General features: G+C 43.0%; 14 protein-coding genes. 4 read left to right on the plus strand and 10 right to left on the minus strand.

Annotation, left to right across the window (positions count from 1 at the left end; translation table 11 throughout):
* Nucleotides 1-55: 55 nt before the first annotated feature.
* From cheD to R6242_RS07940, 10 genes are all read right to left on the minus strand, one after another.
* Nucleotides 56-664 carry a chemoreceptor glutamine deamidase CheD gene (gene cheD / locus R6242_RS07895; RefSeq protein ID WP_293935205.1) on the minus strand — a complete coding sequence of 203 codons (609 nt, stop codon included), beginning with the start codon at nt 662-664 and terminating at the stop codon, nt 56-58.
* Nucleotides 661-1,515, minus strand: coding sequence for a CheR family methyltransferase (locus R6242_RS07900; RefSeq protein WP_318425808.1), 855 nt, complete (start codon nt 1,513-1,515; stop codon nt 661-663). Before R6242_RS07900 ends, cheD begins: the two co-directional genes overlap by 4 nt.
* 232 nt (nt 1,516-1,747) lie before the next feature.
* Entirely contained in the window at nt 1,748-4,621 is a 2,874-nt protein-coding gene (locus R6242_RS07905) for a methyl-accepting chemotaxis protein (protein WP_318425810.1), read from the minus strand.
* Between the two features lie 19 nt (nt 4,622-4,640).
* Nucleotides 4,641-5,123 (minus strand): chemotaxis protein CheW, encoded by a 483-nt coding sequence (locus tag R6242_RS07910; RefSeq protein WP_293935213.1) that lies wholly within the window; start codon nt 5,121-5,123, stop codon nt 4,641-4,643.
* A 36-nt stretch (nt 5,124-5,159) separates the two neighbouring features.
* Nucleotides 5,160-7,313, minus strand: coding sequence for a chemotaxis protein CheW (locus tag R6242_RS07915; RefSeq protein WP_318425814.1), 2,154 nt, complete (start codon nt 7,311-7,313; stop codon nt 5,160-5,162).
* Between the two features lie 33 nt (nt 7,314-7,346).
* Nucleotides 7,347-7,712: a response regulator gene (locus R6242_RS07920; protein ID WP_318425816.1), complete on the minus strand. Its 366-nt coding sequence runs from the start codon at nt 7,710-7,712 to the stop codon at nt 7,347-7,349.
* Nucleotides 7,713-7,825: 113 nt separating this feature from the next.
* The gene (locus R6242_RS07925) at nt 7,826-9,022 is read right to left on the minus strand and encodes a methyl-accepting chemotaxis protein (RefSeq protein ID WP_318425818.1); all 1,197 of its coding nucleotides are present in this window, start codon (nt 9,020-9,022) and stop codon (nt 7,826-7,828) included.
* A 236-nt stretch (nt 9,023-9,258) separates the two neighbouring features.
* Nucleotides 9,259-10,986 carry a fused response regulator/phosphatase gene (locus tag R6242_RS07930; protein ID WP_293935219.1) on the minus strand — a complete coding sequence of 576 codons (1,728 nt, stop codon included), beginning with the start codon at nt 10,984-10,986 and terminating at the stop codon, nt 9,259-9,261.
* Nucleotides 10,987-10,995: 9 nt separating this feature from the next.
* A complete protein-coding gene (locus tag R6242_RS07935) occupies nt 10,996-11,301 on the minus strand; it encodes an STAS domain-containing protein (RefSeq protein WP_293935221.1) in 306 nt (101 codons plus the stop codon).
* Between the two features lie 87 nt (nt 11,302-11,388).
* A complete protein-coding gene (locus tag R6242_RS07940; protein ID WP_318425821.1) occupies nt 11,389-12,564 on the minus strand; it encodes a HAMP domain-containing sensor histidine kinase in 1,176 nt (391 codons plus the stop codon).
* Nucleotides 12,565-12,800: 236 nt separating this feature from the next.
* On the opposite strand from R6242_RS07940, the gene R6242_RS07945 reads away from it, so the two are divergent.
* Genes R6242_RS07945 through cheZ form a run of 4 tightly spaced genes read left to right on the plus strand, consistent with a single transcriptional unit; the run spans nt 12,801 to nt 16,003 of the window.
* Nucleotides 12,801-13,751, plus strand: a complete 951-nt coding sequence (locus R6242_RS07945; RefSeq protein ID WP_293935225.1) for a chemotaxis protein — start codon at nt 12,801-12,803, stop codon at nt 13,749-13,751.
* A 29-nt stretch (nt 13,752-13,780) separates the two neighbouring features.
* Nucleotides 13,781-14,719, plus strand: a complete 939-nt coding sequence (locus R6242_RS07950; RefSeq protein WP_293935228.1) for a chemotaxis protein — start codon at nt 13,781-13,783, stop codon at nt 14,717-14,719.
* Between the two features lie 57 nt (nt 14,720-14,776).
* Nucleotides 14,777-15,166, plus strand: coding sequence for a chemotaxis response regulator CheY (gene cheY, locus R6242_RS07955; protein ID WP_046351200.1), 390 nt, complete (start codon nt 14,777-14,779; stop codon nt 15,164-15,166).
* A 33-nt stretch (nt 15,167-15,199) separates the two neighbouring features.
* Nucleotides 15,200-16,003 (plus strand): protein phosphatase CheZ, encoded by an 804-nt coding sequence (gene cheZ / locus R6242_RS07960; protein ID WP_318425828.1) that lies wholly within the window; start codon nt 15,200-15,202, stop codon nt 16,001-16,003.
* Nucleotides 16,004-16,025: the final 22 nt, after the last annotated feature.

Raw genomic sequence — 16,025 nt, forward strand, 5'->3', positions numbered from 1 at the left:
ACAGGCTGAACTAAAATATATTTAGCTGAATATTAAAATGATCTCATTTTTATATCTAGAACAATTCAATATCACCGCCTTGTTTAACATCTTTGATCCTAGTGCGGTAATCCTTTTCCCTATCAATAATGGTATTATTATGTACAGCTTTGAGCTTTTTAATTAAAACACGCCCTGTTTGGGGAAAAAAATAAACTTTTCTTGGATAAATATCCAGTAAATCTTCTCCCACAATAGGGATTCTTTCTAAATTTAAAAACGACCTCACAAAATCCACATTTTTTTGCCCAACATTAACAACAGTAAAACCTTTTAATACATTCCCACCACCAAATACTTTCGCCTCTAAAGAGGCACGAGAGCCGCCCATTTTCATAATTTGATTAATCAGCATTTCCATTGCATAAGTGCCATAACGAGTCGATAAACCCGCCATGGCGGTGGCCTCATCGGCGGCCTCAGGCAGCATAAAGTGATTCATGCCCCCCACACCAGTTTTTCTATCCCGAATACAGGCAGCCACACAGGAGCCCAATACCGTCACTAACAGCATATTTTGCCCAGTAACATAGTACTCACCAGGTAGTAGTTTTGCGGCATCAATATCAAAACTTTTATCAAAATAAAGTGTTGGGGCGAGCACCTCCTCATATGATTTACTCATCGATGAGCCCCCCACTCTTGAATGGCCTTATCCGTTAAGCGATACACTGTTTTTCCGCAGGAATGAAACCATTCGGACATATGATGTAGGTTTTCTGAGTGGCCAACATAAAGTAATCCATTGGGCTTTAATAATCGGCCCATTTTCTCTAGCATGACGCGTTGAGTAGGTTGATCAAAATAAATCATTACATTACGGCAAAAAATAGCATCAAAATATGGCGTTAATGGCCATGAATTAGCCAATAAATTAATTTGTTTAAATTCAATCATCTCCCGCAATTCACGCCTTATTCTGGCCTGCCCTGTATTTTCGCCTCGACCTTTTAAAAAAAATATTTTACACCTCTCACTGGATACTTTATCCAACTTATCCATTGAATAAATACCATTTTTTGCCTTAGTTAATACCTGAGTATCTAAATCAGAAGCAATGATTTCTACATCAGGCTTCAAGCTTCCATAAGCTTCAATAGCGGTCATGGCCAAAGAATAGGGCTCCTCGCCAGTACTGGATGCGGAGCACCAAATACGGACGGGGCCATGCAAATGCTGCAATTGTTCCGTCAGCATTTCAAAGTGGTGTTTTTCTCTAAAAAAGAAAGTCAAATTAGTGGTTAAGGAATTGGTAAAGTGCTGCCACTCTTCATTTTTAGGATCTTTTTCTAAAAAATTCAAATAATCACTAAATCGCTCTAAATCTAAAGCTCTTAGGCGCCGAGCCAAGCGGCTATATACCATCGACTGCTTGCTATCATTTAAACGAATACCCGCTCGTGCATAGATAAGATCGACAACACGGCGAAAATCAGCATCAGTAAAAACAAAATCTTGCTCACGCGCATTTGTCATATTGGCCAACTTATCATCATCGCGGGAAGGATATCCACAGCATCAAATCCAACTTGCATTGGCGCTTAAAAGCCAACTGTATATAAAACCACCCTACGGCTAGTTGCCGAATAGGCTCGCCCAATGAAGTGATTGATGCAGGGAATGACTATTTATAAATATCGCATAAGCTAAACAAAAAAAGGAGCCGCATTTATTATATGAAAGCGACTCCTTTATCTTGTTTTTTTACTTAAAACTCTTCCCAATCACCATCATCAGCGGTAGGGCTTGGGAGTTTTTTACCAGTGCTTAACGATTTTGAAGCGGCAGCTGCGGGTGCTCGCGGAGCAGCAATTGCAGGCCGAGCTGCTGCTGGCACACTGCGTGGTGCAGGCAAGCGCTTGGCAGCTACCTCTGCGTGTTGATACGAAGCACCTAGTTTGAAGACCGCAATCGCATCCGCAAGGCTACCCGCTTGCTCTTCTAAGCTTTCGGCGGCGGCGGCGGCCTCTTCCACCAAGGCTGCATTTTGCTGGGTGTTTTCATCCATTTGCACCACAGCCTGATTGACTTGCTCGATACCTGAGCTTTGCTCTGCGCTGGCGGCAGAAATCTCGCTCATAATATCGGTGACGCGTTTCACCGCAGAAACCACTTCTTGCATGGTGCGGCCCGCATCATCCACCAAGCGAGAACCTAGCTCAACTTTCAAGACCGAATCGCCAATCAAGGTTTTGATTTCTTTTGCTGCTGCTGCAGAACGCTGCGCTAAATTACGCACCTCGCTTGCCACCACAGCAAAGCCTCGACCCTGCTCACCCGCCCTTGCCGCTTCTACGGCAGCATTCAATGCCAAAATATTGGTTTGGAAGGCAATGCCGTCAATGACCGAGATAATATCGACAATTTTCTTAGCACTATTGTTAATCTCGCTCATGGTAGAAACCACTTGCTCAACGACCCCGCCCCCCTTCACGGCAATATCCGAAGCGCCAATCGCCAATTGATTTGCTTGTTTGGCGTTTTCAGCATTTTGTTTTACGGTGCCGGTTAGCTCTTCCATACTAGAGGCCGTTTCTTCTAAGCTGGCCGCTTGTTGCTCTGTTCGGCTAGATAGATTGTTATTACCAGCAGCAATTTCTTGCGAAGCCGTATTAATTAACCCTACCGAATCTTTAATCTGCATCACAATTTCAGACAAGCGCTCGCCGGTTAAATTGCAATCATCCTTAAGCTGCCCAAGCGTGCCACGATAATCATCATTAATTGTTTCAGATAAATCGCCCCGCGCCAAAGCACCCAATACCCGAACCACATCGGCGAGGCCTTTTTCATTTGAAATCATTAATTGATTAATACCTTGGCATAATCCCAAGGTAAAGCCTTCTTTACCTTCTAATTTAGCCCGTTTAGAGAAATCCCCATTCACGGCTGCCGCTTCTACAATATCGGCTATTTCAACTTCTACAGCCACTTCAGTAGTGCGATCAAGCCACTCAACCACCGTGCCCTGGCGAATACCAGTATCATCGTAAACCGGATTAGCCACTAATTTAAACGTACGCCCACCCACTAAAATTTCAGTTGAATAAGTGCTACGTAAATTAGCCAACATATCACGCTGATGCGCTGGGTTTTTATGAAAAATATCGACATTCTGACCAATAAGCTTATTTACATCAAACTGTGGCAATGCTTTGCGCAGCTCGTTTTGTGCAATATTGAGCATGCTAGTGACCGATTTATTCATGTAAATAATTTCACGTTCATTATTTGCAATCATGACATTGGTCGTGCACCCATCTAGTGCGGCCTTAATGCGGGCATTTTCAGCAGCCAGCTGCCCAGCCTTATTGCTTGCAGCCAGCTCATCTGTGCGGTCTTGCCACTCAACCACGGTACCCAACCTTAATTTGGTTTTAGAGAACACGGGCGTCACCAGCAGCCGGAAAGTACGCCCGCCCAGCACCAGCTGAGCCTCATGCGGGGCCTGCAAACCCGCCAGCATATTGCGCTGAAAAGAGGGGTTTTTATGAAAGATATCAATATTACTACCCAATACTTTTGAGGCAGTAAACTGCGGCACATCTTTACGAATCGCTGATTCTGCATTAATCAGCATTTTTTCCATCGATTCATTGGTGTAAATAATATTAAAGTTTTCATCTGCCATCATCACATTGGTGGAAGCCACATCCAATGCAGACTGCAAATTTGCGCTTTCTACTGCCTCAGTCATATCTGAAGCATATTTCACAACTTTATAAGGTTTACCATTCACATCAAATAAAGGGTTATAGCTGGCCTGTATCCATATTTTTTTACCACTTTTAGTAATACGTGGATAAATAGCTGCATCAAACTCTCCCCTTCTTAATTTATCCCAGAAAGCAGAATACTCTTGCGACTGGCGATAAACCGGATCAACAAACATACTATGGTGCTGATCTTTAATTTCATTAAGCCGATAACCTAGCGCACTCAAGAAATTATCATTGGCAGTCAAAATCTTGCCATTTAAATCAAATTCAATAACGGCTTGCGCTTTGCCTACTGCAGAATCTTTGGCTTTTAATTCATTGGCCTGATTAATTTCCTCTGTTACATCGGTGGCAAATTTAACCACTTTATACGGTTTGCCATTGCTATCAAAGATGGGATTATAACTGGCTTGTATCCAGATTTCTTTCCCCCCCTGGCCAACACGTTTATAAGTTCCGCTATCAAACTCACCACGTCTAAGCTTATCCCAGAAGGCGATATATTCGCCTGACTGCCGCTGAACAGGATCAACAAACATACTATGGTGCTGATCTTTAATTTCATTAAGGCGATAACCCAAACAGGTGAGGAAATTATCATTTGCCGTCAGTATTCTGCCGGTTAGATCAAACTCAATCACCGCTTGTGATTTATCAATTGCATTATTTTTGCCTTTTAGCTCCTGCATTTCTTCTTGCAGGCTTAAAATCAGCTTTTTATTGGCTTCTTCTTTAGCGGGATCAAAAGCTAATTCGGCCTTCATTGCCCTTGCCTTAAACTCTTGAACTTCATCTTGTAAGCTAATAATCTGCCTTTTAGTAGCTTCTTCTTTAGCAGGATCTGAAAATAGATTGAACATCATATTATCCTCGAATCATTGATTAAGCGGGAATGGCAACATGATCAACTAATGACATATCATTACTTGTCATTAACTTTTCAATATCAACAAGGATAATCATTCGCTCTTCTAAAGTACCCAGTCCTTGAATGTAGGCGGTATCCAGCACCGCGCCAAATTCAGGGGCTGGCTTAACGTGATTAGCCGCCAAAGTTAAAACATCTGAAACACCATCAACCACAATGCCCACAGTGCGATTAGCTACATTCAAAATAATCACTACCGTAAAATGGTCATACATCACATTGCCTAGACCAAATTTAATCCTAAGATCGACAATAGGAACAATATTGCCGCGCAGATTAATTACCCCTTTAATAAAAGCAGGCACATTAGCGATACTGGTCACCGCATCGTAGCCACGAATTTCCTGCACTTTTAAAATATCGATACCGTATTCCTCGCTGCCCAGTGCAAAAACGAGAATCTCACGAGCGGCATCTTGATCTTGACCAATATCCATCTCCAGTCCTTTTTAAATAAATAAAAATAGCAAGACTCAAGCAATTGCCCGAGAAACACCCTGACTAATATGGACCAGCTGCGCCACATCTAAAATAAATGCAACATGACCATCCCCCATAATTGTCGCACCTGCCACCCCTGGAACTTTGCGATAATTGGTTTCTAGATTTTTTACGACGACTTGATGCTGGCCCAATAAATCATCAACAAACATCGCCACTTTTTCCCCTTCTGCTTCTAATATAATCACCAAGCCTTCATGAAATTCAGTGACTTTAGGGGGAACATTAAATATTTCATGCAAAGCAATAAGCGGTAGATATTCGCCACGTACATTTATCACCCGCCCTTTACCCGCCATTGTTTTTACTTCATCGTGCCTAGGCTGTAATGATTCAATAATAAACGCCAATGGGATAAGGTAAATTTCATCCCCTACCGATATAGACATTCCATCCAAAATTGCCAACGTTAATGGCAGTCGAATACTCATGGTTGAGCCAATACCATACATTGAGCTAATTTCAATCCGGCCCCCCATCGATTGAATATTCCGGCGCACTACATCCATACCCACACCACGCCCCGAAACATCAGTCACTTGCGCTGCAGTTGAAAAGCCTGCTTCAAAAATAAGTAACCAGACTTCTCCATCCGTCATCCCATCATGCACAGCAATATCACGCTCACGCGCTTTAGCTAAAATACGCTCGCGATTAAGCCCCGCACCATCATCAGCCACCTCAATCACAATATTGCCGCCTTGATGAAATGCACGCAGTGTGAGAGTCCCCGTTGGGGATTTTCCTTTGGCCACCCGCTCATCCGGTAATTCAATGCCATGATCAAGACTGTTTCTAACTAAGTGCGTTAAAGGATCGGATAGCTTCTCAATAAACCCTTTATCTAATTCAGTACTTTCACCAATAAGCTTTAATTCAATTTTTTTATTTAGTTTTCCAGCTAAATCACGAACCAATCGAGGGAAACGACTAAAAACAAAAGAAATAGGCATCATGCGAATCGACATCACCGATTCTTGTAATTCCCGTGTATTGCGCTCTAACTGCCCAACACCAGAAAGCATATTTTCATGAATAACGGGATCAAGATTAAGTGCGGTTTGAACCAACATCGATTGAGTAATGACTAATTCACCGACCAGATTCAATAATTGATCGACCTTCTCTACACTCACACGAATAGACGTATCTGCCGCTACAGCCGTTGGCTTTGAAGAAGTGGCAGCCGCTTTAACCTTACTAAGCTCTGGCACTTCTGCTTTAGCCACTTTAGTGCCATCAGCAGCACTTAATACTTTAGGTCTAGGCTCAAAAAAACCATAACCAGCACCATCTGTAACGGTAGCGGCCTCGGCGGGCGGGGCTGCAGGTTGGGGGGTGATTTCTGTAAAAAACCCATACCCCTCACCATCTTGAGCCGTAACCGCTGGGGCATCAGCGGTGAAGAAACCATAACCATCACCTCCTTCCATCGCAGAGGCTGCAGGCTCATCCTCGGTAAAAAAGCCGTAGCCATCACCATCACTCAACTTATCCGATACCACCTCAGCTGCGCCGCCACCCATCGTGATCCGAGTAGGCTCAACAGCAAAGGCCAGCGTATCTAAAACTTCTTGAGCAGAATCCGCGGTAAGCAATTCATAAATCCAATTACTATGCTCCCCTCCCTGAACACAGCCAGAGAGTGTGCCATAGCCCATTAAGGCCCTTTTAACGGCCTCTTCATCAAAGCTTGCACCTGCGGCAATAATAATTTGTATACAAGGCTCGGCCGATGACTCATTGGCAAATTTCTCTAGTAGCGTGGTGATTTCTTTAGCCGCTTCTAAATCTGCACTGCCCCCATCACGATGCGAGGACAATATATTCTGCAGTACATCGCCACTTCGCAAAAACACGTCAATCATATCTGCGCGAAGATCAAGTTCGTTTTTACGAATCCGATCTAGCAAGTTTTCTAGGATATGGGTTACCGCCGCTAAATCAGTAAACCCAAAGGTAGCAGCCCCCCCCTTAATTGAATGTGCCGCCCGAAAAATAGCATTTAAATCTTCGCTATCAGGATCATCCAAGCTGAGCTTAAGTAAAATGGATTCCATTGTTGCCAGATGTTCTGCAGCTTCATCAAAGAACACTGCAATAAACTGGCTCATATCAATCGCCATACCCCCTCCTTCTGCCAAAAGCCTGGCTAATGGCTAGCCAATCACTTTGCGTACCACTTCAAGTAATTTTTGAGGGTCAAAGGGTTTAACGAGCCAACCTGTTGCTCCTGCCGTTTTCCCTTGCATTTTCATTGCATCGCTTGACTCTGTAGTAAGCATCAGCATCGGAGTCGATTTATATTGTGGCGTGGCTCTAAGGGTTTTAATTAAGGTGAGCCCATCCATCCCTGGCATGTTTTGATCAGTAAGAATCAAATCAACTTGTATTTTTTTAGCCTGCTGTACGCCCAAATTACCATCACTGGCTTCAACAACGTCATAGCCCGCGCTTTTAAGCGTAAACACCACCATCTGCCGAATGGATGCAGAATCATCGACGGTCAGAATCTTTTTAGCCATATTGCCCCCAAGCATATAAAGTTTTAAACATTTAATATTTGCTCCAAATCACGTTTTGCATATGCTCAAAGGATAGTAATAAAAAATGTCAGATGGTATGTAAACTAAAGTAGTTAAAATAAATCTATATCGCCACTACTCATACTGCCTTGCGCCACAGGATTTTTATGCATTGAATCTGCCACGTGCACTGAGCGCTCACCCAAAGCTTGAAATTCAACTACTTTTTCTTTCCATGCCAGCATTGGGTTTTTATGATTTGCAATATAGCCATAAATTAATGCCAATGCTTCTTGTATTTCCACCTGAGCCACCACACGGCCTTTTGCGTGTAATAAAAGTTGATTAACCAAATCCTGAAATTGTAAGCCTCGCACGGCATTAGCCACACCAAGCTCCACTTGTGCGGCTATTACAGCTAATTCACTCACCACCGATTCAATATTTTTATTCATCTCACCAATCTTAGACATGGTTGCTTCAACTTGCACCTTTGATTGCATTGATTTACTCATATCTTGCGAAGCCAAGCGCATAATCGCCTCATCTGCAATAGAAACAGATTCATGAATTTGCTTAATATTTACCCGAATTTGCCGGCTAAAATGATTGGTACGCATTGAAAGTGCTCTTACTTCATCAGCAACAACGGCAAACCCACGTCCTGCTTCCCCAGCTCTTGCTGCCTCAATAGCCGCATTTAAAGCCAGTAAGTTAGTTTGCTTAGCAATTGATTCAATTTCATTTAATACGCCTAATACTTCTTCTACTACTTTTCCTACCTGCTCCATTTGATCAACCAATCCCATCGCAGTGTAAGAATTAGAAACAATACTTTCTACAAATGTGCTTAAAATACTCGATGTTTCAGTAACAAAATTTTCAAAGCCCCCCCCTTGATCCTTATTTGCATGTAAAAACAAAGATTCCGCCATTTCTTTTTGTAAACGGGACTGATCAGCAATTTCAACAAAACCATTTAGTAAGGCAGGGACCGCATCAGCAAATATTTCAACGGCGCGTTTTACTTCATCATCCGCCAGTTGCAATTGTGCTACTGAAAATAAAGACATATCCGATTGAGCCTGCAAAGAGCCGCCCATATGTAATAAATCAGTAAATTGAGAGGCACCTAGATCAACACCCTCCTCTTTATTTAAAAATAGTAAAACAAGAATAGGACACCAAGCAGCCAGAAGCCCACAGATAAGTAAGAGCCATGCTGAAGCATTCAGCCACATGATAAAAAACAATAGAAAACTTACGAAAAATGCAAAACAAAATAAAATAGACAGGTTCTTTTTTAGCATAAGAAAACCTCAAAATCAGTACGCAGCATCAACGAGAAATCTCCTCGCCGCTTCACACTCATAAAGATAGCTTATATAGCTAAAATTGAAACAGGAATAATAGATGAGGGATAAAATAATGCAGATAAGTTATGTATAGCTTTTTTTTAATTTAAAAAAGCTATACATATCCTAGATCAAGAATGACTATAAATAAATGGAGATGCAGATATCAATGAATAGGCAATCGCAGAGGCTTAAGCAGCCTCTGTACGAGGAATATAATAAGCAACTACTTCATTGCCCGTACCATGGTATTGCGCAGACGCACAAAGGGATCTAACCAATGCAATCCCCCGACCAAAGGCAAACTGATGAGCAAGTGCATCCGTTTTAACATTTAATTGTGCCCAATCAAAACCATGGCCACTGTCTTTAACTCGAATTCTTAAAACGTCTTTGCCTTCGTAATGTAATCCCGTTAAATCAATTTCAATTCTACCTTCGGTAAGTTGCTCTAGGCGATTGGCGCGCTCGCACAAATATTGCTCCATGCCATCAATACCGCGTTTCATTGAAGAATTTAAACCAAGTACACCATGATCTAAAGCATTAACAAATAGCTCAGTTAAAATCAAAAAAACATCAGATTGGCTAAATACAAGTGAGCGTACCCCACCAATAAAATTCATCATAAAAGGCACGGTATTAATATGCCTAATTTCATCCACACCCAAGGCAACGCTGTAGCGCCAAGCACTTTCACCTAAAGCTGCCAAGGTAGATATATTAACTACTTCATTGCTATGAAAAATACGCTCTGCAGAATTAGAACCAGCTCTTTCCTTGTCGCCAAAATAAGCCAATACCAAGGAGATATCATCATGATGTGCCTCGCCCTCTAAGAAGAGGGCTAAATCTTTTTGGGCATGAGCCAGTCTTTCTGTGGCAGGAACTTCAGCGAGTACGCTTAATAAACGCTCTAAGCCATAGTCCCCTTTTACTGAATGCCGCGCTTCAATTAATCCATCCGAGTAAGCGGCCAAGCAAGCAGGCTCATCAAAGTAATAACGGTCAGTCATTAAATCCATGGCATGGGTAGGAACAATACCCAACGGTAAATGAGATGATTTCCATGTATGTTTAACTGCACCACTTGGATCGAGTACATGCACAGATGGCATGCCTCCATTCCAAACTTCAATACAACCCGCCGATTCATCAATTGAAATCAAGACCAAGGCGACAAAACGGCCTATAGGTAAAACCTGCCTTACCTTATTATTCATCTCGATAAGAATATCTGAGATCGTATAGCCCTTTTCAGTCATCGTGTAAAATGGCTGAGTTAATGGCAATACATTGAGTGCAGCAGTTAAACCATGACCAATACCATCAGCAAGCATTAAATAAAGTGCCTGCCCTGGGGTACGCGCAGCGGCAATCAAATCACCAGAAAGACTTTCGGCTGGAGAGAGGTAATATTCAAACTGAGGGTCATACAGTAATTCTGCATTAACCATTTGCTCCATTAAATGGCTAACTACACGCTTCTCTTCTTCTGCTCTATCGTAGTAATCCGCTAATTTAAGCGATTGCTCACGGACTTTACGATTTAATTCCAAAGTGCGGCTAAATGCTTTTAATTTGGCTTCTAAAACACGGAAATTTACCGGTTTATTAATATAATCATCAGCCCCTTGCTCAATTGCCTCGGCTAATTTGTTTTCTTCGCCCACACCGGTTACAAAAACAATGGGCACCCACGTTTCATTAGCCTCATGTTTAATGGCAATCGCAGCATCTAGCCCTGACATGACCGGCATCATCATATCCATCAGCACCAGATCAGGTCGTTCTAAACGCCACGTTTCTAAGGCCTCTAAGCCGTTGTGTGCCTGAATAGCCTTATGGCCTAAGGCCTCCACAAAGCGTGAAATAAGTAAAAGTACTGATTCAGTATCGTCAACGACTAGAATTTTCATAGTAAGCTTTTAGCGTATGGTGAAAATCTTACCAAAACAGGCTATTTCTAACACTTGCCTGACCGAGTCTCTGCAATTAACCAAAGCTAAATTTTTACTAGCGGCACCGATTTTTTCTTTCAGCAATAGCAACATGCCTAATGCGGAGCTGTCTAAATAATTTACATTTTGAAAATCAACCAGCACTTCTTTGATGCTTGGATTGCTGATAAGCGTTTCACATACCTGGCGAAACTCTCGGTGAGCGCTGAAATCGAACTGCCCGGAGAGAACCACTCGACCCACGTCCCCTTCGATCTGCACAGTTGGTGTCATACAAACCTCAATTTCATGAAAGATTATAAGTTTAAAATCACTATGAAGAACACAAGATGGGCGAAAGAAAAAAACCACCTCTTGCTTTCATACCTTAGTAGGGCAATACAGAACTGGCAACCGTATCGTAAACGAACTACCGGTTCCAAGGTTAGAATTTACGCCAATCTCCCCTCCTAAGCGAGTCAGAAGGTTACTCACAATCGCCAAACCAAGGCCTGTACCGTCTTTTTTGGTGGTAAAAAAAGGCTCAAACAAGCGTTCTTGCACCTCTAAAGACATTCCGCAACCTTGATCTTCAACGCAAACTTCCGCCATTCCTTCGCTTATTGTAAGCGATAATTGAATGATATCTCCCTGTTTGGATGCGAGCATGGCGTTGTCCATCAGATTAGTGACACAACCCAAGAGTTCCTTGCGGTTCGCGCTGACGACCAGCGCGTCAGCACCAGGTAACACCTTGAGTATGCAGCTCATTTGATGACTATTGAGCTGAGGCAGCATCATTTGCTGTGCTTCATTGAGTAGATCCAACAGCTCTACCGCTTCCATTGGCACGTCTTGTCCACGCACAAAACTCAACATATTTTGAATTAAAACTTCTAAATGCCTTAAGCGAGCTAAGTTTTTTTGCCCAAATTTTTGCCGATCACTCTCGTTTAATTCTGGCTTAGCTAAGTGCGCCGAATAAAGTAATGCGGTAGCAAGCGGGGTGCGTAGTTGATGAGCTAGCCCTGCTGCCATCTCCCCCATTACCGCTAAGCGTTTGTGTTGGGTTAATGCACGCTGCAATTCCCACATATCACTCACATCATGGATCAACATGATTTTGCCATGCTCATTTGGCATATCGTTCACCATAATGCTGATGCGCCGCTCCCCATTTTCTGCCTGCGACAGCCAAAGATCAGGGCCATTACTGGCTTGTAAATGCTCAGTAATATACTGCTGCCAAACGGCACCTAGCCTTAGCGCTTTCATCATTAAACCTGCGGCAGGATTAAACTCAACCACTACCCCTTGCTCATTTAATTCCACCACTCCGCCAGGCAAACGCTCCAACAGTAAAGAGAGCCGCCGTGACAACGCAGCCTTTTCATCTAACTCGCGACGCAAATTTCCATTCGCAATTTCCAATTGATCGGCTAAAGAAACCACTTGCTGCTGTAAATCTGCGTAAGCCAAGCTAAGCTGATTTGAAGCTTCTGTAAAAAGCGAAAAAGCACTTTCCAACTCACGGGGGTCAATACCAAGATTGTCCATATAACACCTTCCTTGTTGCTTTTTCTTTTTTACATTATAAAGTGACTAGACAGCAGCCCAAAACAATGATCCACATTATTTTGGAAGCCAAGATAATTTAAATATTAGTGAAAGTTAAAATAGTTCGGGTCTTACGGCTATAATTGCATCTTTTAGTGTTTGTACAGCTGCTTCCTAAATGTTCCATCCCAACACCGTCGGTTAAGAATACTTAAACGCAGCCTGGAGCTATTTCTGTGTCTGACTTATTAAAAAATATTGACGCTCGAACAAAACTGGCTGGTACTAACAAGCTAGAGATTCTTTTATTTACTCTCGGGCAAGATGAGCGCTCTGGCCGACGAGAGAACTTTGCAATCAACGTATTCAAAGTGCGTGAAGTCATGCGAACGCCGGAAATCACTAAAGCGCCAGATATGCCCCCATCCATCGAAGGCATGGTGAGTTTGCGCGGCACATTGGTTCCGGTCATTGATTTAGCGCGTTACGCTGGCATTGCAACCACAACGCGCCCAGAGATCATGATTGTTTCTGAATACAATGGCCACACGCAAGGCTTTTTAGTTGAAGCGGTTGATACTATTTTGCGACTCGATTGGTCTCAAATGCGTGTTCCACCCGATATGCTCATGTCACAAATGGGGGGCTTAGTTGTTGCGGTAACAGAGCTTGAAAATAATAAACTTGTGATGATGATGGATGTAGAAAAGGTGCTGGCTGAATCGGTACCTGGCTCAGACAAAATCGATCCAGAAACCTTAATTCAAGACATTAGCCTCACCACTAAAACAGTTTTTATTGCAGATGATTCAGTGGTTGCTCGCCGTCAAATCGAAATGACTTTAGACGCGATGCATATCAAACATATTTCTACCATTAATGGCAAACGTGCTTGGGATGAATTGCAGCGCATTGCGCAATCTGCAGATTTGCAAGGCAAATTAGTAAGAGACATGGTTCATTTGGTGCTCACCGACGTAGAAATGCCAGAAATGGATGGCTATATGCTCACCAAATTAATTAAGAGTGACCCACGCTTTGCGGGTATTCCAGTGCTAATGCATTCGTCATTATCAGGAGCCTCCAATCAAAAACTGGGACAATCCGTTGGTGTAGATGGTTATGTTGCCAAATTTGAGGCACATCGACTATCTGAAGCAATTGCCAATTTTCTACTTAAAGAATAAAGCGTCAAGAACAACAGCAGAGGTGATTTATGTCCAGTAATTCGACCAATTTACTTGAAAGCATTGATGCGCGAACCAAGCTGGCTGGTTCCAATAAAATGGAAATCCTGCTGTTTACCCTAGGAACGCGTGAAATATTTGGTATCAATGTTTTTAAAGTTCGCGAAGTATCTCAAACACCAAAAATTACCAAGACCCCAAATATGCCCTTAGGTGTTGAAGGCGTACTTTCTTTGCGTGGTAATATCATCCCCGTTATTGCACTAGCCAAATTTGTAGCTACACAAGAAACGCCTTCGGCAGAAGCCACCAGCACGATGATTGTGACTGAGTTTTCAAAGCATACCCAAGCCTTCCTTGTTCATGAAGTGGATCGTATTATTCGCGTTGATTGGGATAAGGTTCGTGCGCCAGAAACCATGCTCGCGGGCAATCAACAGCTCATTACGGCCCTGACCGAATTGCCTGATGGCAAACTTGTATCGATATTAGATGTAGAACAAATCCTAGCCAGTGTGATTGGCGAACCTATTATTCCAGATTTACAAAAAGCGGCGATTAACCCTGAAACATTTATGTTTTTTGTGGATGATTCAATGGTTGCCCGTAAAGAAATTATTAGCGTGCTTGATAAAATTGGCGTGAAGTATCACCAAGCTAATAATGGCCGTGAAGCATGGGATAAGCTGCAAAACTTGGCGAATCGTGCCACACATGACGGTGAACGACTGCGCGACAAACTCAAAATGATTTTAGTAGATGCTGAAATGCCAGAGATGGACGGCTATGTATTAACTAAGCATATTAAGTCTGACTCTCGCTTCCAAGGTATTCCTATTGTGATGCATTCATCTTTATCTTCAAATGCGAACAGGGCGATGGGAAGCAGCGTTGGTGTCGACGCTTATGTGGCAAAATTCGACCCCGTCATTCTAGCCGACACAATCACCCCTCTGCTGGTTGGTTGAGATCGGTTTTATAAAAACAAGCCGTTTACAAAGAGTGTAAACGACATGGAGTAGCATATGGCAGATAGCAACCTGCGTATTTTAGTGGTGGATGATTTTTCCACAATGCGCCGTATTGTTCGTAACCTTTTGAAAGAACTTGGCTTCTCCAACGTTGACGAGGCAGAAGATGGCCAAGTTGCTTTGCATAAGCTAAAAAATGGCTCTTTCGAATTTGTGGTTACCGATTGGAATATGCCTAATATGACTGGCATTGAGCTGCTACGTGCAATCCGCGCCGATGCTCAGCTCAAGCACTTGCCCGTCATGATGGTGACAGCCGAGGCAAAAAAAGAAAACATTATTGAAGCGGCTACCGCTGGCGCAAATGGCTACATCGTAAAACCATTCACAGCTGCCACATTGGATGAAAAACTGAAAAAAGTTTTCGCCAATATGAGCAAGTAGAACAAGAACCTGACAGACGCACAGGAGGCGACTGTGAACGATCATGCCCTAAATAGCGGAGATTCCGCAGACCTAGAAGCGCTATTCGATAGTATCGTTCATTCCTCTCAGGATAGTGAACCGGCAGCACCTGCACCAGCCCCGGCTGAAGTTAGCCCACTGGCAGCAAGTAGTCATCCGGTCGCACTTACTGCTGAAGAAATGAACGATCCTGCTCGCGCTATGTTTTCACACATTGGGCAGCTAACACGAAAATTGCACGACACCCTTAAAGAACTTGGCTTAGATAAATCACTAGAAAAAGCTGCAACCGACATCCCCGATGCGCGTGACCGGCTATCTTATATTGCGACCTTAACCGAGCAAGCGGCAGATCGAACCCTCAATGCCCTTGATGCTGCTAAACCCATCCAAGATAAAATCAGTGATGATGCAAAAGCACTCGGTACGCAATGGGATAAGCTTTTAGCTAACCAGCTATCTGTTGATGAATTTAAAGCCTTGGTTGAAAAGACCAGAACACACTTGAGCGATACCGTAACAGGCTCAGATCAAGTGAGCAGTAAGATGTTAGAAATCATGATGGCTCAAGATTTCCAAGATCTCACTGGGCAAGTGATCAAAAAAGTACTGGATATGTCCAAGCAAATGGAAGCTCATCTCATGGACTTCTTGCTGATGTTCTCTCCGCAAGGCACCGTCGTTCGGCACGATGGTGTAAAAGTAGATGACGATGCCTCCTTACTCAATGGCCCCGTTATCAATCCAGAAGGCCGCACGGATGTGGTTACCAATCAAGGGCAAGTTGACGATTTGCTTGAGAGCTTGGGTTTCTAAGCCACTATTTAATTGAAAGAAC

Origin of the sequence: Iodobacter sp. CM08, from assembly GCF_033446605.1 — a bacterium.
In the GTDB taxonomy this organism is placed as follows: domain Bacteria; phylum Pseudomonadota; class Gammaproteobacteria; order Burkholderiales; family Chitinibacteraceae; genus Iodobacter.